This is a genomic window from Pseudomonas yamanorum, assembly GCF_013386765.1.
In the GTDB taxonomy this organism is placed as follows: Bacteria; Pseudomonadota; Gammaproteobacteria; order Pseudomonadales; family Pseudomonadaceae; genus Aquipseudomonas; species Aquipseudomonas yamanorum_A.
This window is the reverse complement of the sequence record NZ_JACARE010000038.1, coordinates 196,400-217,013: the sequence shown is the minus strand read 5'-3', so window position 1 is coordinate 217,013 and position 20,614 is coordinate 196,400. Positions and strand designations below refer to the sequence as shown.

Annotated in this window: 21 protein-coding genes; 12 read left to right on the top strand and 9 right to left on the bottom strand. The window is 61.8% G+C overall.

The features are described 5' to 3' along the window. Positions 1-142 precede the first annotated feature (142 nt). Positions 143-1,162: a Leu/Phe/Val dehydrogenase gene (locus HX875_RS26750; protein ID WP_177047244.1), complete on the top strand. Its 1,020-nt coding sequence runs from the start codon at positions 143-145 to the stop codon at positions 1,160-1,162. A gap of 6 nt (positions 1,163-1,168) precedes the next feature. Here HX875_RS26750 and HX875_RS26745 read toward each other — a convergent pair whose 3' ends face one another. After that, complete coding sequence (locus tag HX875_RS26745; RefSeq protein WP_177047242.1) at positions 1,169-2,476, bottom strand: acetamidase/formamidase family protein; 1,308 nt, start codon at positions 2,474-2,476, stop codon at positions 1,169-1,171. 204 nt (positions 2,477-2,680) lie between these two features. Between HX875_RS26745 and HX875_RS26740 the strand changes: the two genes are divergently transcribed. Continuing rightward, positions 2,681-3,406, top strand: coding sequence for a dienelactone hydrolase family protein (locus HX875_RS26740; RefSeq protein ID WP_177047240.1), 726 nt, complete (start codon positions 2,681-2,683; stop codon positions 3,404-3,406). Between the two features lie 191 nt (positions 3,407-3,597). Here HX875_RS26740 and HX875_RS26735 read toward each other — a convergent pair whose 3' ends face one another. Beyond that, a complete protein-coding gene (locus HX875_RS26735) occupies positions 3,598-3,858 on the bottom strand; it encodes a YebG family protein (RefSeq protein ID WP_177047238.1) in 261 nt (86 codons plus the stop codon). A gap of 306 nt (positions 3,859-4,164) precedes the next feature. Here HX875_RS26735 and HX875_RS26730 point away from each other — a divergent pair, with 306 nt between their 5' ends. Next, positions 4,165-4,422, top strand: a complete 258-nt coding sequence (locus HX875_RS26730) for a DUF6124 family protein (RefSeq protein ID WP_177047236.1) — start codon at positions 4,165-4,167, stop codon at positions 4,420-4,422. A gap of 170 nt (positions 4,423-4,592) precedes the next feature. After that, entirely contained in the window at positions 4,593-5,081 is a 489-nt protein-coding gene (locus tag HX875_RS26725; RefSeq protein WP_177047234.1) for a phosphate-starvation-inducible protein PsiE, read from the top strand. Here HX875_RS26725 and HX875_RS26720 read toward each other — a convergent pair. The 3 genes from HX875_RS26720 to HX875_RS26710 form a co-directional block, all read right to left on the bottom strand. Then, complete coding sequence (locus HX875_RS26720; protein WP_010176956.1) at positions 5,078-5,395, bottom strand: DUF3509 domain-containing protein; 318 nt, start codon at positions 5,393-5,395, stop codon at positions 5,078-5,080. The two genes, HX875_RS26725 and HX875_RS26720, sit on opposite strands and share 4 nt — an antisense overlap. Before the next feature lie 306 nt (positions 5,396-5,701). After that, positions 5,702-6,997, bottom strand: coding sequence for a serine/threonine transporter (locus HX875_RS26715; protein WP_177047232.1), 1,296 nt, complete (start codon positions 6,995-6,997; stop codon positions 5,702-5,704). 60 nt (positions 6,998-7,057) lie between these two features. After that, positions 7,058-8,434 carry an L-serine ammonia-lyase gene (locus tag HX875_RS26710; RefSeq protein ID WP_177047230.1) on the bottom strand — a complete coding sequence of 459 codons (1,377 nt, stop codon included), beginning with the start codon at positions 8,432-8,434 and terminating at the stop codon, positions 7,058-7,060. Between the two features lie 137 nt (positions 8,435-8,571). Between HX875_RS26710 and HX875_RS26705 the strand changes: the two genes are divergently transcribed. Both HX875_RS26705 and HX875_RS26700 read left to right on the top strand, forming a co-directional pair. Next, positions 8,572-9,519: a LysR substrate-binding domain-containing protein gene (locus tag HX875_RS26705; RefSeq protein WP_010176953.1), complete on the top strand. Its 948-nt coding sequence runs from the start codon at positions 8,572-8,574 to the stop codon at positions 9,517-9,519. A gap of 211 nt (positions 9,520-9,730) precedes the next feature. Next, positions 9,731-10,141, top strand: coding sequence for an HPF/RaiA family ribosome-associated protein (locus HX875_RS26700; RefSeq protein WP_010176952.1), 411 nt, complete (start codon positions 9,731-9,733; stop codon positions 10,139-10,141). 71 nt (positions 10,142-10,212) lie between these two features. On the opposite strand, the gene HX875_RS26695 is transcribed toward HX875_RS26700, so the two are convergent. Next, a complete protein-coding gene (locus HX875_RS26695) occupies positions 10,213-11,721 on the bottom strand; it encodes an MFS transporter (protein ID WP_177047228.1) in 1,509 nt (502 codons plus the stop codon). 104 nt (positions 11,722-11,825) lie between these two features. Here HX875_RS26695 and HX875_RS26690 point away from each other — a divergent pair, with 104 nt between their 5' ends. Beyond that, entirely contained in the window at positions 11,826-12,698 is an 873-nt protein-coding gene (locus tag HX875_RS26690) for a LysR family transcriptional regulator (RefSeq protein ID WP_177047225.1), read from the top strand. Here HX875_RS26690 and fecA read toward each other — a convergent pair whose 3' ends face one another. The 3 genes from fecA to HX875_RS26675 all read right to left on the bottom strand — a co-directional run bounded on the left by fecA (position 12,699) and on the right by HX875_RS26675 (position 16,562). Continuing rightward, complete coding sequence (gene fecA, locus HX875_RS26685; RefSeq protein ID WP_177047223.1) at positions 12,699-15,044, bottom strand: TonB-dependent Fe(3+) dicitrate receptor FecA; 2,346 nt, start codon at positions 15,042-15,044, stop codon at positions 12,699-12,701. Positions 15,045-15,135: 91 nt separating this feature from the next. Continuing rightward, a complete protein-coding gene (locus tag HX875_RS26680) occupies positions 15,136-16,077 on the bottom strand; it encodes a FecR domain-containing protein (RefSeq protein WP_177047221.1) in 942 nt (313 codons plus the stop codon). Continuing rightward, complete coding sequence (locus HX875_RS26675) at positions 16,074-16,562, bottom strand: sigma-70 family RNA polymerase sigma factor (protein ID WP_177047219.1); 489 nt, start codon at positions 16,560-16,562, stop codon at positions 16,074-16,076. Before HX875_RS26675 ends, HX875_RS26680 begins: the two co-directional genes overlap by 4 nt. Before the next feature lie 159 nt (positions 16,563-16,721). Between HX875_RS26675 and HX875_RS26670 the strand changes: the two genes are divergently transcribed. Genes HX875_RS26670 through HX875_RS26650 form a run of 5 tightly spaced genes read left to right on the top strand, consistent with a single transcriptional unit; the run spans position 16,722 to position 20,480 of the window. Then, on the top strand, positions 16,722-17,024 hold the full coding sequence (locus HX875_RS26670; protein WP_177047218.1) for a DUF3649 domain-containing protein: 303 nt from the start codon (positions 16,722-16,724) through the stop codon (positions 17,022-17,024). After that, complete coding sequence (locus tag HX875_RS26665) at positions 17,021-18,595, top strand: PepSY-associated TM helix domain-containing protein (RefSeq protein WP_177047216.1); 1,575 nt, start codon at positions 17,021-17,023, stop codon at positions 18,593-18,595. The genes HX875_RS26670 and HX875_RS26665 overlap by 4 nt, the downstream gene beginning before the upstream one ends. After that, positions 18,596-18,922, top strand: coding sequence for a DUF3325 domain-containing protein (locus tag HX875_RS26660; protein WP_177047214.1), 327 nt, complete (start codon positions 18,596-18,598; stop codon positions 18,920-18,922). It begins immediately after the preceding gene. Positions 18,923-18,930: 8 nt separating this feature from the next. Continuing rightward, positions 18,931-19,494, top strand: a complete 564-nt coding sequence (locus HX875_RS26655; RefSeq protein ID WP_371321499.1) for an RNA polymerase sigma factor — start codon at positions 18,931-18,933, stop codon at positions 19,492-19,494. Beyond that, the gene (locus HX875_RS26650; protein WP_177047210.1) at positions 19,491-20,480 is read left to right on the top strand and encodes a FecR family protein; all 990 of its coding nucleotides are present in this window, start codon (positions 19,491-19,493) and stop codon (positions 20,478-20,480) included. The genes HX875_RS26655 and HX875_RS26650 overlap by 4 nt, the downstream gene beginning before the upstream one ends. Positions 20,481-20,614: the final 134 nt, after the last annotated feature.

The window sequence follows — 20,614 nt, the reverse complement described above, 5'->3', positions numbered from 1 at the left end:
TCGTCCAGTGCCTTAAGACGGGTCCTACTTGTTTATGTCGCAAACCCTTTAAAACCGGTGGCCTTATTCCTGCGCGCTTCAGCAGTCTTCCGCTGGCAGTCCTATACTTGGCGCCTACAAGAAGTGATTCGGGAGCTCGACGATGTTTGCGCTCATGCACAGCACCCGCCTTGAATCGCTGCACCTGAGCGTCGACCCGGTCACCGGGTTGAAGGCGGTTATTGCCATCCACAACAGCCGCCTGGGCCCCGCCCTCGGAGGCTGCCGCTACCTCTCTTACCCCGACGAAGAAAGTGCCGTGGCGGATGCCGCGCGCCTGGCCCAGGGCATGAGCTACAAGGCCGCCCTGGCCGGTTTGCCGGTGGGCGGTGGTTGCGCGGTGATCATCCGCCCCGCCCATGTGGAAAGCCGCGCCGCATTGTTCGAGGCCTTCGGCCGCTGCATCGAGCAGCTCGATGGCCGCTACATCACCGCCATCGACAGCGGCACCTCGGTGGCCGATATGGATTGCATCGCCCAGCAGACCCGCTATGTCACCAGCACCACGGCGGCCGGTGATCCATCGCCCCACGCGGCCATGGGCGTATTCGCCGGCATCCGCACCACGGCCATGGCCCGCCTGGGCAGCGATAACCTGGAAGGTTTGCGCGTGGCGATCCAGGGCCTGGGCAACGTCGGTTATGCCCTGGCCGAGCAACTGCACGCCGCCGGGGCTGAATTGCTGGTGAGCGACATCGACCACGGCAAGGTGCAACTGGCCATGGAACAGCTGGGCGCGCACCCGATTGCCAACGAAGCCTTGCTCAGCACCCCGTGCGACATCCTTGCGCCCTGCGGCGTGGGCGCGGTGTTCAACCGCTACACGGTCGCGCAGTTGCGGTGCGCGGCGGTGGCCGGCTCTGCCAGTGCGCAACTGACCAACCTGCAAGTGGCCGATCAACTGGAAGGGCGTGGGATTCTTTACGCGCCGGACTACGTGATCAACTCCGGCGGCCTGATTTACGTCGCCCTCAAGCATGGCGGCGCAGAGCTGGAAACCATCACCGCACACTTGTCGAACATCGGCACACGCCTGACCGAAATCTTCGCCCATGCCCAGGCTGAAAAACGCTCACCCGCGCGGGTGGCGGATGAGCTGGCGGAGCGGTTGTTGTACCGCTGAAGCGGGTCAAAGCTGATATTTCTCCCGGGCCAACTGGCCCACGCCCATACGATCAAGGATGTGCATCGGGCACAGGATCGTGACCCGCACGGTGCCCGGCAGGCGACTGATTTCAATGGAGCCGTTGATGGTCGCTCGGTTGCGCACTTCGTCGATTGGCAGCCCGGTAACAGCGGCTGCGCGTTCCAGTCCGTTTTCCGTTGCGACGTTGAGATTTATCCCACTGCCGATAAAGGTAATGGGCGCATTCTCCTCGATCTCGGTTTGCCCCCAGCGCTCGCCCAATGCCTTCACCCGAAGGCGTTGTTCGGCGGTCATCGGGCGCGCCATGGGCGGCAGGTCATCGAGGTTTTGCAGCAGGATCGGGCCGTCCAGGGTCAGGCCCTTGATCACCTGCACCGTCAGTTCGGTTTCGCCCGACACATCGGTGGCATGCCCGGCAATTTCGCCGTTGCCCTGCTGGGCATGCATATCGCCCATGTACACCCCGGCGCCGGGGACTTTCACCGGGCAGATCAGGATGCAGCCCTCGCGCACCGAATTGGTGTCCATGTGGCCATCGGTTTTTGCGGCGTGCAGTTCTTCGTGGGTCATGCTGTAGCGATGGGGCGCGCCCACCAGGTACTGGCCGAAGTCGGCGCAGTTGTGGGAATCCGGAAGATCCCGTGAAGGCGTGGTGCCGATATTGCCCAGGAACGGGCGCATATGCGCGGCCAGGCCGGGAATGTCGGCGCGGGCCAGGGACAGGATCGAATGCTGGGCAGACAATTCGGGCAGTGCCGACAGGTCCGATGCCTTGCCGGCCAGGCGGTCTGCCACGGCCTGGTTGACCGTCAAACTCACCTGATGGTCGGCATCCAGCACGATCACGTAGCCATTGCTGAAGCGAAACGCACTGACCTCGGCACCGCAGGCATTGCAGCGGATAGCGTCTTCGCCAATGCCTTGGACATGGCTGGCGGGGTGCTCTTGCCCGCAGTTGGAGCAGAACTTCGCGACAAACGGGTCGCCGTGGTAGCGCCCCTCGACAAAACTCATGACTCCCGACGACGTGGCCAGGGAGGTGACACGCATGCGGGTGATCTTCAGCGCCACCGCGTCACCGATTTCGGCGCCGGCGATGAACACTGGCTGGGTTACTTCATGGCCGCCTTCGAAGGCCGGGGTGATCATCGGGCCCCAGCAGCCGGGCGGGGTGCCGGTGATCAAGGTGCCACCATCGGCCAGCGGGCCAAGCATTTTCTGGCTGGGGCCGAGCAGGCCGTTGGTGTAGGACGTGACACTGAGACGGTCGACAGATGGGAGGTTATTCATTTTATTTTCCTGGCCCTGGGTGATTGAATGTTCAACAGGCTTCATCACTTAACCGCCGGTGTGTATCTGTCGTGTGTCGCGCTGCCGCGATTGCCGGTCGGTGTGTATCTGAGGGGCATCCATACACACTCTGATACACCCGCAGTGGCGGACACGTGCAAATCCAGATATCTCTGTTATCAAACCCATCAGAACGAGGTTGGCATGTCCAAACAAACAGCAGGGCGCTCCAGCGGGCGCATGATCACCTTCAAACGTCCGGATGGCGCGGAAGTCAATGGCTACCTGGCCAGCCCGGCGGTACTCGAAGGCGCGCCGGCGATTGTGGTGATTCAGGAGTGGTGGGGCGTCAACGACCAGATCAAGGGCGTGGCCAGCCGCTTGGCGGAATGCGGCTACCGGGTGCTGGTGCCGGACCTTTACCGCGGTGCGTCGACGGTGGAAGAGGAAGAAGCTCATCACCTGATGGATGGTCTGGATTTTGGCGATGCGGTTTCCCAAGACATCAAGGGTGCCGTGCAGTACTTGCAGGCGGACTCGAAAAAAGTCGGCGTGACTGGTTACTGCATGGGCGGGGCTCTGACGTTGTTGGCGCTGAATGCGATTCCGGAATTGGCTGCGGGCGTGGTGTGGTATGGCTTCCCGCCGCTGGAGTATCTGGATGCTTCGAAGATCAAGGCGCCGCTGATTGGGCACTGGGGCACGCAGGATGCCTTCTTCAACATCGACACCGTGGCGGAACTGGAGTCAAAACTGCACGCGGCGGGTGTGGACGCGACTTTCCATCGCTACCTGGCGCGCCATGCGTTTGCCAACGAGACGGCGATTGGTGATGGTCGGATTGCGGATACGCAATACGATGCCGCCTGGTCGCAACTGGCGTGGGACCGGACGTTGACGTTCTTTGGCAAGACGTTGTGGCAGGCGTAAAACACGCTTTATCGGCCTATACATAACCCTGTGGCGAGGGAGCTTGCTCCCGCTGGGCTGCGCAGCAGACCCAAAAGCTTGGGAGCGCTGCGCACTCCAGCGGGAGCAAGCTCCCTCGCCACAGCAAGCTCCCTCTGCCACAGCAAGCTCCCTCTGCCACAACAAGCCCTTTCACCACTACAGGCAACGCATCACTCAGCGTCCGCCTGCCCAATCTCCGCCAATGCACTCGCATTGTTCTTGAACGCCGCCGCAAACGCCGCGCGGTTCTTGGCCATGAAAATACCGGCATCTTCAGCCTGCTTCTCGCTCAAGCCTTCGACGTTTTTCAATAGCACTTCCATCAGGGACTCTGCCAGTTCAAGCATCTGGTCGTGTGCGTCGGCAAGTTTGCGATCCACGAATGTAGTCTCCAGGTCACGGGTACTGCGATACAGGGTTTCAACAGCCATTTTTCGGCCTCGTCATCGGTGCAGTATTGAAGGGGGTAGCCCTTGGTTCGGGTGTCGCCATGCGTTCGTGCGAATACTGTATTTATATACAGCTAAAAGCATAAGCCAATCCATGGGCTTTGGGTAGTGGCTTTTTAATGTAGCTGGCAAATGCTGGTTTGCCCTATCGGAAACTTCTCACAGGTTGATGGGGTTGCAGGGGCGTCGTTCAGTGGCTTACCTTTTCCGGGCTTCGCTTATGCGGTGTACGAGTTTGGCGGCTCGAAATGAAGGAGCAAACCTCTTGTTAATCCAAGGAATTGCACCATGGTAAAAATGACTGCCTGTTTTTCTGAATCGCCTCTAAAACCGTCTACCGCGCTTTTCGCTGTGACCCCAAATACTGACACCGAAACGTTACTCGCCAACGCCAGCGAAACGTTGAACAGTGCCCGTGAAATGGCCAGCAGTTTGGCTTTTGAGCTTGAGGGCCCACAGCGAAGTTTGCTTCTGGCGATCCATCAACTGCTGGAAATGAGTGATTTATTGGTCGATCAAGCGTTGGATCAAGTCGCCCCGACTTGAGGTAAATCCTGTGATCGCTTCTACGTCGTGGAAGCGATCACGGCAATGAAGTGCCTCATATCACCCCGCCACCATCTCACTTCCTGTTCCCTGGCCTTTTTTCTGCATGCAGAGAAACCGTCACGTCCAACCCGCATTATCCGGTCGAGCCGACCTAAGGAAGCATCATCGTGAAAATCAACTGGGCTGAAAACCTGCGCAAGACCGTGCACCAACTGGCCGAGTCCTTGGGAAATCTGTTCGTCGAGACCTTCCACTACCTGGCGCTGTTCGCCATTGGTGCGGTGACTGCCTATGCGGCGGTGATGGAGTTTCTGGGGATGCTGGAAACGGGGCACATCAAGATCGATGACATCTTGCTGCTGTTCATCTACCTGGAACTGGGGGCGATGGTCGGGATTTACTTCAAGACCAACCACATGCCGGTGCGCTTCCTGATCTACGTGGCGATCACCGCGCTGACCCGCCTGCTGATCTCCAACGTCTCCCACCACAACCCGCCCGACCTCGGCATCATCTACCTGTGCGGCGGGATTCTGCTGTTGGCGTTCGCGATTCTGGTGGTGCGGTATGCCTCGTCGGCATTTCCTTCGGTAAAGGTCGAAGGCCCGCGCCGCAAGGGCGAAGCGAGCCTTGAAACAGAGAAAGGCGAGCTTTAAAGCCCGGCACTCAGCGGCGGCCGGCTGACCGGCGGCCGCTGCAACACTTTGTGGCTGTCCCCATCCGTCATCACCGCCAATATCTCAATTGCGCTGTGCCCCTGCTCAATCGCAATCCCGAACTGCACACTCTGCACCAGCCGTTTCAGCCGCTGCGGGTCGTTGCGTTGTTCGGCGCTGATCATGCGTTTGGCCACTACGCCGTCTTCGTCGGACAGGGTCAGCATGATGCTGCCGTCCAGCCGCTGGATGCTTAAATTGACCCGGTATTTTGGGGCGAAGGTGTCGGTGATGATCTGAAAAGGATTGTCCATGGTGCGTTACCGCCTGATAAGAACATGCAGTCATTGACGACCGGTGTCGGGATTAGTTCGCGTTTCCTGACCACCGGCCATTCTCTCGCTGAGGTTTTCACAAGGTCCGTTTTCCTCAAGTGCTGTACAGCAAGGGGCGTGCCGTACAAGCGTTCAGCAATGCCTGGAATTAACTGTGGGAGCTGGCTTGCCTGCGATTGCGGAGGATCAGCCGGCATTTATACCCACTGATCCACCGCCATCGCGGGCAAGCCCGGCTCCCACAGGGTGCGGCATTCACTCAAGTCGTGGCGGGTGTGTCCCGTTTCAGGGCATCACGGAAAAAACGATCGCAGACAGCGCAATCAAGCCGATCAACACCACAAACACGTTGGACGCCTGGCCCGAATACTGGCGCAAAGATGGCACTCGACGGATGGCGTACATCGGCATCAGGAACAACAGGCAGGCAATGATCGGCCCGCCCATGGTTTCGATCATGCCCAGGATGCTCGGGTTGAAGGTGGCCACGGCCCAGCAGGTGAGCACCATGAACAGCGCGGTGCAGCGCTCCAGCCATTTGGCCGACATCGAACGGTTACGCCCACGCAGGGATTTGACGATCAGGCCCTGGAAGCCTTCGCTGGCGCCGATGTAGTGGCCCAGGAAGGATTTGGTGATGGCCACCAGCGCGATCAACGGTGCGGCGTAGGCGATGACCGGGGTCTGGAAGTGGTTGGCCAGGTACGACAGGATCGAGATGTTCTGCGCCTTGGCCGCTGCCAAGTCAGCCGGCGACAGGGCCAGCACGCAGCTGAAGCAGAAGAACATCACCGTCAGCACCATCATGCTGTGGGCCATGGCCAGGATGCCGCTGCTTTTGCGCTCGGCCTGCGGGCCGTACACGCGTTTTTGATCGACGGCGAAGGCGGAGATGATCGGCGAGTGGTTGAAGGAAAACACCATCACCGGGATCGCCAACCACAAGGTCTTGAAGAACACCGGCAGAGGCATGCCTTCGCTGGCGGAGGCGAAGAACGCGCCGTTCCAGTTGGGGATCAAACTCACCGCCAACAGCAGCAGGGCGGCGACGAACGGGTACACCAGCACGCTCATGGCCTTGACGATCACGCCCTGGCCGCAACGCACGATGGCCATCAGGCCGAGGATCAGCACCAGCGACAAAATTGCCCGGGGCGGCGGGGCCATGTGCAGTTGGTGTTCCATGAAGCTGGTCAGGGTGTTGGTCAGTGCCACGCTGTACACCAGCAAAATCGGGAAGATCGCGAAGAAGTACAGCAGGGTGATCAGCTTGCCGGCGCCGATGCCGAAGTGTTCTTCCACCACGTCGGTGATGTCGCCGGATTTGCCCGACAGCACAAAGCGCGTCAGCCCACGGTGGGCGAAGAAGGTCATCGGGAAGGCCAGCAGCGCCAGCACGATCAATGGCCAGAAGCCGCCGACGCCGGCGTTGATTGGCAGGAACAAGGTGCCGGCACCGATGGCGGTGCCGTAGAGGCCGAGCATCCAGGTGGTGTCGTGTTTGTTCCAGCCGGTTGTTACGGTGGTCGTGGTCAGGTCTACAGCGGGATTTTCGGCAGCAGGTGTACGTACATCGGTCATCGTTATTGCCTCGTTATTATTTTTGCGCGGGCTCACGTTGGGGCGGCAGGAGTGCTCCGATCAGCACTCCACCCAGCTGACCGCCAGGCCGCCCCGTGAAGTTTCTTTGTATTTGTCGTGCATGTCGGCGCCGGTGTCGCGCATGGTGCGGATCACCCGGTCCAGGGAGATGAAGTGTTTGCCGTCGCCGCGCAGGGCCATTTGCGTGGCGTTGATCGCCTTGACCGCAGCGATGGCGTTGCGCTCGATGCACGGCACCTGGACCAGCCCGCCTACCGGGTCGCAGGTCAGGCCGAGGTTGTGTTCCAGGCCGATTTCGGCGGCGTTTTCCAGTTGTTCCGGGGACGCGCCGAGTATGTCGGCAAGGCCGGCAGCGGCCATGGCACAGGCGGAACCGACTTCGCCCTGGCAGCCGACTTCGGCGCCGGAGATCGAGGCGTTTTTCTTGCAGAGGATGCCGACGGCGGCGGCGGCCAGGAAGAAATTCACCACGTCATCGTCGGACGCGTCCGGGTTGAACTTCATGTAGTAGTGCAACACCGCCGGGATGATCCCCGCCGCGCCATTGGTGGGCGCGGTGACCATGCGCCCGCCGGCCGCGTTTTCTTCGTTGACGGCGAGGGCGAACAGGTTGACCCATTCCATGGCCGACAAGGTTGATGTGATGACGTTGGGTTTGCCGATTTCCAGCAGACTGCGGTGCAGTTTCGCTGCGCGCCGTGGCACATCCAGGCCGCCGGGCAGGATGCCTTCGTGGCGCAGGCCTTGTTCGACGCATTCACGCATCACCGACCAGATATGCAGCAGGCCGCTGCGGATCTCGGCATCGCTGCGCCAGGCCCGCTCGTTGGCCATCATCAATTCGGAAACCCGCAGGCCGTGCTTGTTGCACAAGGCCAGCAGTTCTACGGCGCTGGAGAAGTCGTAAGGCAATTGCACTTCGCTGGTAGGCGCAATGCCGGATTCAGCTTCCGCCGCCTCGATGATGAAACCGCCGCCCACCGAGTAGTACGTCTGCTCGCTCAACAGGCCATTTTCGCCGTAGGCATGCAGGGACATGGCGTTGGGGTGGTAGGGCAGGCTTTCGTCCAGCAGCAGGAGGTCGTGTAGCCAGTTGAAGGCAATCGAGTTGCGGCCGGCGAGCAGCAATTGGCCGGACTCGCGCAGTTGCTGGATACGTGGGCCGATGCTGGTGGGGTCGATGCTGTCTGGCCATTCGCCCATCAGGCCCATGACGCAGGCGCGGTCGGTGGCGTGGCCGACGCCGGTGGCGGACAGCGAACCGTACAAGCGCACTTCGACGCGACGGGTTTCGTCGAGTAATTGTTGGTCAGTCAGCCCCTGGACGAAGGTCGCCGCCGCCCGCATCGGGCCGACGGTATGGGAGCTGGAAGGGCCAATGCCTACCTTGAATAGATCGAAAACACTGATAGCCATGCTAAACCCTTACAAGCAATGGAGTACGAATCGCTGCCATCTTTTGTAGGACAAGCGGAATTGGCGCGATACTGAGCCTCTGGATCGGCACTGACCAACGAATTATCCTAAGACACCCTTTAGCAGGACTAAACCCTATGGCTCGCCCGCTTCATGGCCAGACTTACGTCTGGTTGCACGTTTTTTCCTGCGCCGCGCGGCATTTGTCGTTCACCCGCTGCGCCGAAGAACTGCACATCACCCCGGGCGCGGTCAGCCAGCAAATTCGCCAATTGGAAGAGCGTTTGGGCTTCCGGCTGTTTCATCGGCGCGCACGCGGGGTTGAGCTGAGCGCAGAAGGCCAGCGCCTGGCGATCACCGTGGGCGAGGCCTATGGCAGCATCGATGCGGAGTTGCAGCGCCTGGACGCCGGGATGATCAGCGGTACGTTGCGCCTGCGCTCGATTCCGTCGTTTCTCGGCAAATGGCTGACCCCGCGCCTGCCGCGTTTGCAGCAGCGCTTCCCGGACATTCAACTGCGCATGGTCGCCGAAGACAGCAGCATCGCCCTGCACGAGGGCGACTTTGACCTGGCCATCGACCTGAACGACGGCAGTTACCCCGGCTTGTTATCCACAGCCCTGTTGGACGAGCAGATTTTCCCGGTGTGCGCCCCAAGCCTGCTGCGCGGGCGACCGCCGCTGCATGGCCCGGCCGACCTGGTGCATTTCCCGCTGTTGCACGACATTACCGCCTGGCGTGGGAGTTATGAGTACGCAGAGTGGGAGTTCTACCTGAATGCCATCGGCTACGACGCTGCCGACGTGCGGCGCGGGCATACCTTCAACCGCAATCACCTGACCATCGAAGCGGCCATTGCCGGCATGGGTGTGGCGATTGCCCGGCGCACCTTGCTCAATGATGAATTGGAGCGGGGCACCTTGATCGTGCCGTTCGGCCTGGCAGTGCCCAATCACAAACGTTACGTGCTGCTGTATGCGCCGGGTGCGCTGAGCCATCCGGGCGTGCGGGCGGTGCATGACTGGCTGGTGGAGGAAGCCGGGATTTTTCGCGGATTGCACCCGTTGGGAGAGGGGCAATTGTAAGGAAGTTGGCGGTAAGAAGATGTAACCAACTCCCCACCCTAACAGCGTTTTTGGTTGTAGTCAGGGTTAATTTGTAATGTGGGATTTATCTTTGCAAAGGGCTTGAAATGTTCCTCTGTCTGCTCAATTGTGTAATCAGGAGGTCATGGTTTTCACCCATCCGGTGAAGCAGGAATGGCCTTCCGCGAGCTAGCTGAAATAAGGGAAAACTATGCAAATCCAAGTCAATAGCGATAACCATATTGAAAGCAGCATCCGACTGGAGGAGTGGGTACGTACCACCATTGAGAGCACGCTCGAACGTTACGAAGAAGATCTGACCCGCGTCGAGGTTTACCTGCGGGACGAGAACGGTGACAAGCCCGGTCCACATGATCTGAGTTGCCGACTGGAAGCACGGCCAAAAGGCCATCAACCGATTTCGGTCCTCCATAAAGCCGATACGCTGGAACAGGCGATCGATGGTGCGGCCACCAAGCTGGAGCATGCCCTGGAGCATCTGTACGGCAAACTGCGCGGCAAACCACGCGCCGCGGGTCAGAGCTTGCCCAATACCAAGGCCGACGAGGCCGAGCTTGAAGAGGAATTTTTGGAAAACGAACAGGCTGCGCTTAACGGCTGATAGCTGATACTTTTTCAACCCCACTGAAAACGGGCCTGCAGATGCAGGCCCGTTTTTTTATGCGCAAAAGGTCAGCGCGGGCTGTGCCGGAAAAAGCTGCGGCTCAAGACCGCCAGTGCGCACGCGCCCAAACCGGCGTACACCATGGCCCAACCGGCGCCGTTGCGCAGCGCGGCCTGGGCGATCATCGGGCCTTGCGCCAACACCTCCAGCTTGCCGGCAGCGATGTCCTGGCTGAGGGCGGCCAACGGTGCCGTGTCGGGCAATACGCCAGCCAGGTAATGAGCGATCCCGAGGATCAACACCAATCCCATCAACGCGATATTGAGCGCCAGGGTGATCAGCCGTGCGCTGAAGTCGATACCCGAGGCCATGCCCGCGCGGTCCGGCGACACCGAGCCGGTGGTGGTGTTGGTGGTGGGCGAGTTGGTCAATGCCAAGCCGCTGCCGGCCATCCCACAGGCGATCAGGATCAATACCACGCTGGGCTGGGCGCCGTGGTTGATCACGGCCATGGCCACAAACCCCACGCCCATCAGGCCCAGGCCCAACGGGATGATGCGTTCGGCGCCGTAACGCAGGGCCAGGCGTTCGGCCAGCGGCGGCACTATCAACGTGGGCAGTGTGTAGGCGAGTAGAGCGAGGCCGGTGAGCATCGTGTCGTAACCCAGGCCGGCCTGGAAATACAGCGGCAGGTAGATCATGAAGGGCCAGAAGCTGAAGTTCATGCCGATCGAGCCCATCAGCGCGCCGTTGAAGCGCGGGATGCGAAACACCGAGAAATCGAACATCGGGTGCGGGCTGCGCCGCTCAATCACCACGAACAACAGCAAGCCCGCCACCGACAGTCCGGCCCAGCCGAGCATGGCCGGTGTGGCAAAGCCGCTCGCGGTGCCCTGGGTGATGAAATAGACCAGGGCAAACACCGCCAGGGTCAGGGTGGCCATGCCGGTGATGTCGAGGCGATGGGCCGCCGGGTCGCGGGACTCCTGCACGCTGATGCGCAGCAAGGCCAGGGTGACCAAGGTGAGCGGCACATGCACCAGGAACACCCAGCGCCAATCCGCAACGGCCAGGATCAACGCACCCACCATCGGCCCGAAACCCAGGCCCACACCGGCGATCACGCCCCACACTGCAAAGGCCCGCGCCCGTGCCGCCGGTTCGCGGAACTGGTGCGACAGGATCGCGAACTGGCAGATCATCATCGCCCCGGCACCCACGCCCTGGACAAAACGCGCCGCAATCAGCGTGGAGGCGTCGTTGGCCAGCCCGCAGGCCAGCGACGCCAGCCCGAATACCCACAGGCACAGCACCAGCACGCGCCGCCGACCAAAGCGATCGGCCAATGTGCCTGCCGCCATCAGCACGCTGGTGCAGGCCAGGGTGTAGGCGTTCATGATCCATTGGGCGTCCTGGAAGCCGGTGCCCAATTGCTGTTCAAGGGTGGGCAGGATGACCGGCACGCTGGAAATCTCCAGCCCGAACATCAGCGCCACCAGGCACACGGCGGTGAGCGCGAGGCCGTCCCTGGCGGTGCGTGACGGGGTTATGGCGGTTACAACGGCGTCGGGTGGCATGGCCTCTTCCTTTCGATGGGGGAAGGTGTCATTTTTGCGGGAATAGAATTCTTTATTGGCGATACTTCTTCCTGTGATAAGGGAATAAAGGGCGACAAACGACCATGGCTACCCCGCGCTTTGATGGTGTTGAACTGTTTTTGCAGATCGTCGAGAGCGGCAATCTGACCGAGGCGGCCGAACGGCTGAACCTCACGCGCTCGGCGGTGGGCAAGGGCCTGGCGCGGCTGGAGGCGCGACTGGGTACGTCCCTGTTGCAACGTTCCACCCGGCGCCAGCGTTTAACCGAGGATGGGCAAGCCTATTACGAGCATTGCCTGCGTGCGCTGGCGGAGTTGGAAGCCGCCGAATCCGTGCTGGAAAGCGGCCGCCAGCAGCCACGGGGACGGTTGCGGGCGAGCTTGCCATTGGCGTTCGGCCACCACTATGCGGCGCCGGCGTTGTGGGCGCTGATGGACCGTTTTCCGCAGTTGGAGATCGAGATTTCCTTCTCCGACCGTCTGATCGACCTGGCCCAGGAAGGCTTCGATCTAGCAGTACGCATCGGCGCGTTGCCCGACACCGACCGCTTGAGCGCACGTCGCCTCGGCGAACAGGCGATTGCCCTGGCCGCGTCACCCGCGTACTTGCAGCGCACACCCCGAATCGAATCCATCGAGGACCTCGCCGTGCATCGGGGCATTGCCTACCGCAGCAATGCCTCGCACCGGGAGCGGGTGGCCTCGCCGTTGATCCTGGATGACCTGCAGGCCGTGGCCGATGCCGCCATCGCCGGGGTCGGCCTGGCCTGGCTGCCCAGTTGGCTGATCGCCCACTACGTATTGCGCGGGCAACTGCAGGCGGTGCTGCCGGGCCACCGCGAGCAACCGATGCCGATCCATGTCATCTGGCCCACGGCGACGCACATGCCGGCCAAGACCCGGTGTGCCATCGATGCGTTGGTGGCCGGCACACCGTCGTGCCTGGCGGGCAGTTGATCAGAACGCGATGGACGTCTGCACATACAGCGTGCGCGGCTCACCGACGTATTTGCCCTTGTTGTTATCGTCAAACGAGCGGGTGTAGTACTGCTTGTTGAAGATATTTTTCACACCCACTGCCACGTTCAAATCCGACAGCTGCGGGCCAAAGTCGTACGCCGCGCGGCTGCTGAACAACATGTAGCCAGGGATGCGTCCGGTGCTGCCGTCGGCACTTTGCGCTTCAGTGTTGGCGTTGTCGGCGAACTGGCTGCTCTGGTAGCTGCTGTCCACATTCAACTTCCAGCGTCCTTCGGTGTAACCCACGCCGAGGGTGCCTTTGTGCTTGGAAGAGAAGGGCACGCGGTTGCCTTTGTTCGGGCCGTCTTCGCGGATGGTGGCGTCGACGTAGGCGTAGGTCGCGTACACATCAAAACCGGCGAGCGCGGGGCTCAAGCCGTCGAGGGCATAGTTGATGCTGGACTCGATGCCCTGGTGACGGGTTTCGCCCCGGGCGATCACGGTGTCGTTGGTCTGGTTGCTGTCGTACTGGTTGTCGAAGTTGATCAGGAACGCGCCGATCTCGGCCCGCAAGGTGCCATTGTCATAGCGTGTGCCGAGTTCCCAGGTACGGGCCTTTTCCGGCTTCACTTCGCCGCTGGTCACGCGGTTGGGCATCTGGCTGTACTGCACGCTGCCGAACGAACCTTCGGTGTTGGCGTAGAGGTTCCAGTCATCGGTCAGGTGGTAGAGCACGTTCAACGCCGGCAGCGCGGTGTTGTAGTCGCCCTTGTATTTGACGTTGCTCAGGTTGTTGGTCTGCTGGGATTCGATCATCTCGTAGCGGATGCCCGGGGTGATGGTCCACTTGCCGATATCAATCCGGTCGTCGACGAAAAACGCATTGGCTTCGGTACTGCCACGGGTGTCGCGGTCGTTGCGGCTGTCGGTGGTGGGCAATTGCTGGTTGGCGGCAATCGGCGTGCGGTAGCGCAGTTCGTGGCCGGCTTCGTTGATGTAGCGGTAGCCCACGCCCACTTCGTGGCTGGTGGGGCCGAGGTCGAAGCCTTGGGCAAAGCGGGTTTCGAGGCCGCGCACCCAATACTCGCGGGGCGACAGGGAAAGGAAGTTGCCTTGGTCCAGGTAACCACTGCGCAGGGTGGTGGTGAAGAAGCTGTTGACCGTGAATTCCCGGCGATCTTCCTGGTAGCGATAGCCCGCGTTGAACATCGTGCGGCGGCCCCAGAACTGGTCGTAGGGGCGGGTGGACTGATACGGGTCGGCCTTGTAGGCCGCGGTACTCAAGCCTCCGGGCATATCGGCCTTGCCTTCGTAGTACTGCGCCATGGCGTTGAAGCTGTTGGCGTCGTCCAGCTGGTATTTGCCCTTGAGGATCAGGTCGTCGATGCGGGTGTCGCTGTTTTCGCGCCAGTCGCCGCCACGGGTGCCGGAATACAGGATCGCGCCGCCCAGGCCGTTGTCTGCCGTGCCGCCGGCCAGCAGGTTGCCGGTGGTCTTGAAGCCATCGTGGCTGGAAGACGGGCTGGTTTCGGTCTGCAGGCCGCCTTTCACCGTCGGCGCATCAGGAATCGCGCGGGTGACGAAGTTGACGATGCCGCCAACGTTCTGCGGGCCATAACGTACGGCGCCGCCGCCGCGCACCACGTCCACCGCGTCCATGTTGCCCATGCTGATGGGCGCGAACGACAACTGCGGCTGGCCATACGGGGCGAACGGCACCGGGATGCCGTCCATCAACACCGTGGAGCGCGAGGCCAGGCGGGGATTGAGCCCGCGAATGCCGAAGTTCAGCGCCATGTCGTGGCTGCCGGTGCCGTTGTTTTCCGGAGCGTTGACCCCGGGAATGCGGTTGAGCACGTCGCGGGCCTGTGTCGCGCCCTGGCGTTCGAATTCCTCGCGGCGGATCACGTCCCGGGCGCCGGGGTGTTCGAAGACGTTGGTTTGCGCCGCATCCCCCAGCCAGTCGCCCACGACGTTGGAGGTGCCCAGCTCAAGGGTGGCCGGGGCATTGGCCGGTTGCAGGCTGAAGGCATTGTCGCCCTCGGCGCGGGCTTGCAGGCCGGTACCTTTGAGCAAGGTGTTCAAGCCTTCCTCGGTGGTGTAGTTGCCCGACAGGCCATGGCTTTGCTGGCCTGCGGTCACGTCCGAGCCAAACGAAATCAGCACGCCGGCTTCACGGCCAAATTGATTCAACGCGGCTTCCAGTGACGTGGGGGCGATGCGGTAGGGCTTGGCATCAGCTGCCAGCACGTAAGGCACGGCGCTGAAACTGAGGCTGGCCCCCAGCAACAAGTGGCGCAGGGTGCGGGCGAGGGGCGTCAGGCGAGTCGGTTGCTGGGGCATGAAGTGCGGTCCTGAGAAGGAAGGATCAAGGGGGGCTTTCCTTCTCTGTCACGCGAGGGGTGGAAAACGGCTCACGGTTTCTGAAAATAATTCAGGCACGGGCTTCGACGGTCACCCAGTAGCGGGTAAACCGCCGGACCTTGACCGGCAGGCTGACTGGCAGCATGTCCAGGATTCGTTCGCTGTCGTCCAGCGGGTAGCTGCCGGAGATCAGCAGGTTGGCGACTTGCGGGTCGCAGTTGAGCTGGCCACGGCGATAACGGCTCAGTTCGGCGAGGAAATCTTCCAGGCGCATGTGGGCCGCCACCAGCATCCCGTCGGCCCACGCACCGCTGCCGGCATCCGTGGGGCGCGCGGTGTCCCAGCCTTTGCGGGTGAAATTGACCTGATGGGCTTTGTCGATGGACAGCGGCAAACCGCTATAGGTGTTGGGCATCACGTCGACGTGCCCGTCAAACACCGCCAACTGCGTGTGATCGTTGAACTGCCGCACGTTCAGCCGCGCCGCCTGGGCGCTGAGCAGGCCCTGGGTGGTGATGACCCGCAGCGGGGTGTTGCCGGGTTTGGCGGTCAGCAGGATTTCGCCTTCGAGCAGGCGGATCAAGCGTTGCTGGCCATCAAAGTGCACATCCACGGCGCTGCCGGTGTTGAGCTGCAACTGGCTGCCATCCGCCAGCTGGAACTTGCGCCGCTGGCCGATGGGGCTGCGGTAGTCGGCGCTCAACGGCGGCAGGATATGTTGCTGGCGCAGGCCCCAGGCCGCTGCCGAGCCGGCGCCGAGGATCAGCAACAGCTTCAGGGCCTGGCGGCGGCTGCTGGATTTCGGTGCATTCAACGCGGCGTGGGCAAGCGGCGAGGGCATCCCGCGCAACCGCTGGTTCACCCGCTGGATTTGCTCCCACGCCCGCTGATGTTCGCTGTGGGCGTCCAGCCACTGTTGCCAGGCCGCCTGTTTGCGCGGGTTGAGCGGGCCCTGCTGCATTTCCATCAGCCAGTGCACTGCTTGTTCGGCGACGTGGGTAGAGAAGTTCATAAGGCGAAGTAGCAGCGCATGGCCGCTTTGTTCAGGTGACGCTTGACCGTGGCGATGGAGATCCCCAGTTCCGCGCCGATTTGCGCGTAGGTCAGGCCGTCGAGCTGGGACAGCAGGAACGCGCGTTTAACCATGGGTGCCAAGCCATCCAGCAGTTGGTCCAGCTCCATCAGGGTTTGCAGGATGATTGCCCGTTCTTCTTCCGACGGCGCCACGTGCTCGGGCATTTGCGCCAGGGCGTCGAGGTAGGCGCGCTCCAGGTCCTGGCGGCGGTAATGGTTGAACAGCACGCGCTTGGCAATGGTGGTGAGGAAGGCGCGGGGTTCGATCAGCGTCGGGGTTTCCCGTGCGGTAAGCACGCGGATGAAGGTGTCCTGAGCCAGGTCGGCGGCGCTTTCCGGGCAGCCGAGTTTGCGTCGCAACCAGCCGGTGAGCCAGTGGTGATGGTCGTGGTACAGGACTTCGACGGTGTTGGACGGCTGCAACGCGAACACTCCGGCAGCATGCGTATGCTTTAGAGAACAAGAATTGTTCGCATTGTAGGGCGAGTAGGACGGTTCGGCAATTGCCAGGGATGCGTTCTCTTTTGCTTATGAGAATATTTATCATTAATATTGCGCACTGACGAACCTGGCGCCCAGTGCATGAAACGCAAAACCTCACTTCCCGTGTCCTACCGTTTGGCCGTGACTTCGCGCGTGCTGGCGGCGGTGGTCGGCGGTTACCTGCTGGCGTCCCTGGCAAGTGTGTGCATGACATTGTGGCTGCCCACCCGCCGCGCCGATGCAGTGATCAGCGGCATGCTCAGTTCGTTTGTCTTCTATCTGTTGGCGGTGATCTGGTGTTTTGCCTGCCGTACCGCCTGGCGCGCCTGGTTTGGCGTGTTGCTGCCCAGCGCTATCCTGGCCACGTTCGCCGGGTTGACGTATTGGATGGCGCGCCCATGAAAGAGGGCTTTCGCCAGGCCATGGCCTGGCTGCATACCTGGGCCGGGCTGATTTTTGGCTGGCTGCTGTTTGCGATTTTTCTGACGGGCACCTTGTCGTTTTTCAAGGAAGAAATTACTCACTGGATGGAGCCGGAAGTGCAGGCCCATCCCCTGGATGACGCCCGCAGTCTGGCCCTCGCGCAAACGTGGCTGCAACAGCAGGCTCCTAACGCTGCCCGCTGGTTTATCAATTTGCCCGATCAGCGCGAGCCTGGCCTGACGGTGTCGTGGCAAGACAAGGTCGACCCCGGCAAGCGCGGTAACTTCATCCAGAAAGTCCTCGACCCGGTCAGCGGCCAGCCCGTGCAGGCCCGGGAAAGCATGGGCGGCGAATTCTTCTACCGTTTCCACTTCCAGTTGCAAATGCCGTATCCGTGGGGCCGCTGGTTGTCGACCATCGCCGCGATGGTGATGTTCGTGGCGTTGATCACCGGGATCATCACCCACAAGAAAATCTTCAAGGACTTCTTCACCTTCCGCCCGCGCAAGGGCCAGCGCTCCTGGCTCGACGGGCATAACGCGGTCGGTGTGCTGGTGCTGCCGTTCCACTTGATGATCACCTACAGCAGCCTGGTGATTTTCATGAGCATGGTGATGCCCGCGAGCATCCTCGCTTCCTACGGCAACGACACCCGGGCGTTCTTCAATGATGTGTTTCCGGCCACCGACAACGCGCCGGCCCTTGGCCAGCCGGGGCAGTTGTTGCCGTTGGGCCCGATGTACGAGCAAGCGCGCGAGCAGTGGGCCGGTGGGCATGTCGGGCGGCTGGTGGTGAATAACCCAAGCGATGTGAATGCCTCGGTCAATGTGTTCCGCGCCGGGTCGGATCGCGTGGTGCATGACTTTGGCAGCACCGTCTCATTCAACGGCACCACCGGCGAGCTGTTGCGGGTCAGCGGCGAGCAATCGGTGCCGGCAGCGATCGGCGGCAGCTTCTACGGCTTGCACATGGGGCATTTTGCCGGTCCGGTGTTGCGCTGGTTGTATTTCATCTGCGGCCTGGCGGGCACGGCGATGATCGGCACCGGGCTGGTGATGTGGCTGGGCAAGCGTCAACTCAAGCACACTAAAACCGGGGTGATGCCGTTTGAACTGCGGCTGGTGGAAGTGCTGAACGTCGCCAGCATGTCCGGCTTGATGATCGCCATCGCTCTATTTTTCTGGGCCAACCGTTTACTGCCTGTGAGCTTTGCCGGGCGGTCGGACTGGGAAGTGAACGCTTTCTTTATCGCCTGGGGCGTGAGCGTGCTGCATGCCGTCGCGCGCCCTGGCCGCCGCGGTTGGGTTGAACAATTGGGCGTGGGCGCGCTGCTGTTTATCGGCGTGCCGATACTCAACGCGCTGACCACGAACCAGCACTTAGGTGTGTCCCTGGCCAACGGCGATTGGGCCATGGCCGGCTTCGACCTGACCTGCCTGGGCAGCGGCGTGTTCCTCGCCTGGGCGGCCTGGAAAATGCAGCACCGCCGCGTCACCCAACCCAAGGCCGAGCGTGCCCGGCCATTGACCCTCAAGGGCGAGGTGAACTGAATGCTCCTGGCGTTGTTGCTGTGTTACGCAGGGTTTACCGCGTTGTGCCTGTCCATGGACCGTCACCATGGCGAACTGCTGCACAGTAAACCGTCGCCCCGTCGGCGCCTGGGTTTGCGCGTGGGCGGCTGGCTGCTGCTGATCGTTTCGATCTGGCCGGCGGTGCTCGCCACCGGCTGGAGCCAGGGCCTGGTGGAGTGGTGCGCGGTACTGATGCTCAGCGGGTTGCTGCTGGTGATGCTGTTGCCGTATCGGCCAAGGCTGGCCTTGATTCTGGCGGGCGTCGGCCTGCTGGCCAGCCCGGTTGCGGCCTTCGCCACCCTTTGAGTTCATCCTTGATGATCACCACGCCACCCGAACCCAACGAACAGCACGCCGACGCGGCAGGCGGACGGGCGCATTTTCTGCAGGTGTTCCTGTCCCAGCGTTCGCAGATGGAAGCGTTGGTCAGCCGTCGCGTGGGTTGCCGTGCGACGGCGGCGGACCTGGTGCAGGATTTGTTCCTGCGCTTCTGGCGCCGGCCCTTGGTGCAGGTCGAGGAACTCAGCACCTACCTGCTGCGCTGTGCCGGCAATATCGCCATCGACCACCTGCGCAGCGAAGGCGCCCGGGTGCGCAGCAATGAAGGCTGGCTGCCGGAACAGCAGGACAACCAGGGCTCCGAGCCCCAGGCCGCGCTGGAGGCGGGCAATGACTTGCGCCATGTCGAAGCGGCGTTGCGCAGCCTGCCGGAGCGCACCCGGCAGATTTTCCTGCTCAACCGCATCCATGGCCGCAAGTACGCACAAATCGCCAAGGCCATGGGGCTGTCCCAAAGTGCCGTGGAAAAACATATGATGCGTGCCCTCGAAGCCTGCAAGGCCAGCCTTCGTGAACCATCGCCAAGGAAAGCACCGTGAATTCCACTGCCAGCGTCACCCCGACGCCCGACCAGGAACAGGCCGCACTGGCCTGGCTGAGTCTGTTGCACGACCAGCCCAGCAGTGGCGACCAGGCCACCTTCAGCCGTTGGCTGCGGGCCGACCCGGCACATGTCGAGGCCTACGCCCAAGCCCAGGTACTGTGGGAATTGAGTGAAGTGCCCGCGAGAAAGCTAGCCGATGAGGACGCCCTGGCATTGCAGGGCTACTTGAATGCGATGAACACCTCGAAGCGTTCCAGCGTGCGGCGCTGGTCCGGTGCGCTGGCCATGGCCGCCTGCTTGCTAGTGATGATTTCGATGGGAGCCGGTTGGCAGCCGTCGCGTTGGGTTGATGACTTCGGCGCCGATTACATCACCGCACCGGGCGAAGTGAAGACCGTCACCCTGGCTGATCAAAGCCAGGTCACCCTGGACGCCGACAGCGCCATCGCGGTGGATTTCAAACATGGCGAGCGTCATATCCAGCTGCGCCGTGGCGCCGGCTTTTTCAGCGTGACCCACACCGGCGAGTCCTTCGTGGTCGAGGCCGGCAGCGGTGAAGCGCGGGTGCTGGGCACGCAATTTGAAGTGCGCCTGCAACCGGCGGGCGCCCAAGTGACGGTGTTGTCCGGGCGGGTCGGTGTCACGCCGTCCAAACATGGCCAACAACAGATTCTGACGGCGGGCCAGCAAGTGGCCTACGCCGACGGTGTCGCCGATGAGCTGCACGCGGTCGACAGCGAATCGCGCCTGGCCTGGCGTGATGGCTGGCTCAACTACTACAAGGCGCCCCTGGCCGATGTGGTGAAAGACCTCGGTCGTTACTACCCCGGGCGCATTCTGCTGCTCAACGAAGACCTTGGCACCCGGCGCGTCAGCGGCAGTTTTCCGAGCAAGGATCCCCAGGCGGTGCTCAATGCCCTGCAGGCGGTTTTGGGGTTTGAACAACACTCGCTGCTCGGTCGGATGATCGTATTGCGCTAGATACAGAGCGCTACGCTGCAATGGCGTAGCGCTGTCATTACTTGCACCGCTTTCCCTTTAAATCCCCATGCCTTGGCACATCCGTGTTTGCGGACCTTTCATTTAACCTTCATCGCAATCATCAAAACCTGTAA

What these genes read in the sequence shown, in the direction of transcription:
- HX875_RS26705 (WP_010176953.1), top strand. Translation starts at nt 8,572, where the DNA reads ATGGCTCGCCCGCTTCATGGCCAGACTTACGTCTGGTTGCACGTTTTT.
- HX875_RS26680 (WP_177047221.1), bottom strand. Translation starts at nt 16,077, where the DNA reads ATGAACTTCTCTACCCACGTCGCCGAACAAGCAGTGCACTGGCTGATG.
- fecA (WP_177047223.1), bottom strand. Translation starts at nt 15,044, where the DNA reads ATGCCCCAGCAACCGACTCGCCTGACGCCCCTCGCCCGCACCCTGCGC.
- HX875_RS26745 (WP_177047242.1), bottom strand. Translation starts at nt 2,476, where the DNA reads ATGAATAACCTCCCATCTGTCGACCGTCTCAGTGTCACGTCCTACACC.
- HX875_RS26660 (WP_177047214.1), top strand. Translation starts at nt 18,596, where the DNA reads ATGCTCCTGGCGTTGTTGCTGTGTTACGCAGGGTTTACCGCGTTGTGC.
- HX875_RS26750 (WP_177047244.1), top strand. Translation starts at nt 143, where the DNA reads ATGTTTGCGCTCATGCACAGCACCCGCCTTGAATCGCTGCACCTGAGC.
- HX875_RS26735 (WP_177047238.1), bottom strand. Translation starts at nt 3,858, where the DNA reads ATGGCTGTTGAAACCCTGTATCGCAGTACCCGTGACCTGGAGACTACA.
- HX875_RS26690 (WP_177047225.1), top strand. Translation starts at nt 11,826, where the DNA reads ATGGCTACCCCGCGCTTTGATGGTGTTGAACTGTTTTTGCAGATCGTC.
- HX875_RS26695 (WP_177047228.1), bottom strand. Translation starts at nt 11,721, where the DNA reads ATGCCACCCGACGCCGTTGTAACCGCCATAACCCCGTCACGCACCGCC.
- HX875_RS26670 (WP_177047218.1), top strand. Translation starts at nt 16,722, where the DNA reads ATGAAACGCAAAACCTCACTTCCCGTGTCCTACCGTTTGGCCGTGACT.
- HX875_RS26720 (WP_010176956.1), bottom strand. Translation starts at nt 5,395, where the DNA reads ATGGACAATCCTTTTCAGATCATCACCGACACCTTCGCCCCAAAATAC.
- HX875_RS26740 (WP_177047240.1), top strand. Translation starts at nt 2,681, where the DNA reads ATGTCCAAACAAACAGCAGGGCGCTCCAGCGGGCGCATGATCACCTTC.
- HX875_RS26710 (WP_177047230.1), bottom strand. Translation starts at nt 8,434, where the DNA reads ATGGCTATCAGTGTTTTCGATCTATTCAAGGTAGGCATTGGCCCTTCC.
- HX875_RS26700 (WP_010176952.1), top strand. Translation starts at nt 9,731, where the DNA reads ATGCAAATCCAAGTCAATAGCGATAACCATATTGAAAGCAGCATCCGA.
- HX875_RS26715 (WP_177047232.1), bottom strand. Translation starts at nt 6,997, where the DNA reads ATGACCGATGTACGTACACCTGCTGCCGAAAATCCCGCTGTAGACCTG.
- HX875_RS26665 (WP_177047216.1), top strand. Translation starts at nt 17,021, where the DNA reads ATGAAAGAGGGCTTTCGCCAGGCCATGGCCTGGCTGCATACCTGGGCC.
- HX875_RS26730 (WP_177047236.1), top strand. Translation starts at nt 4,165, where the DNA reads ATGGTAAAAATGACTGCCTGTTTTTCTGAATCGCCTCTAAAACCGTCT.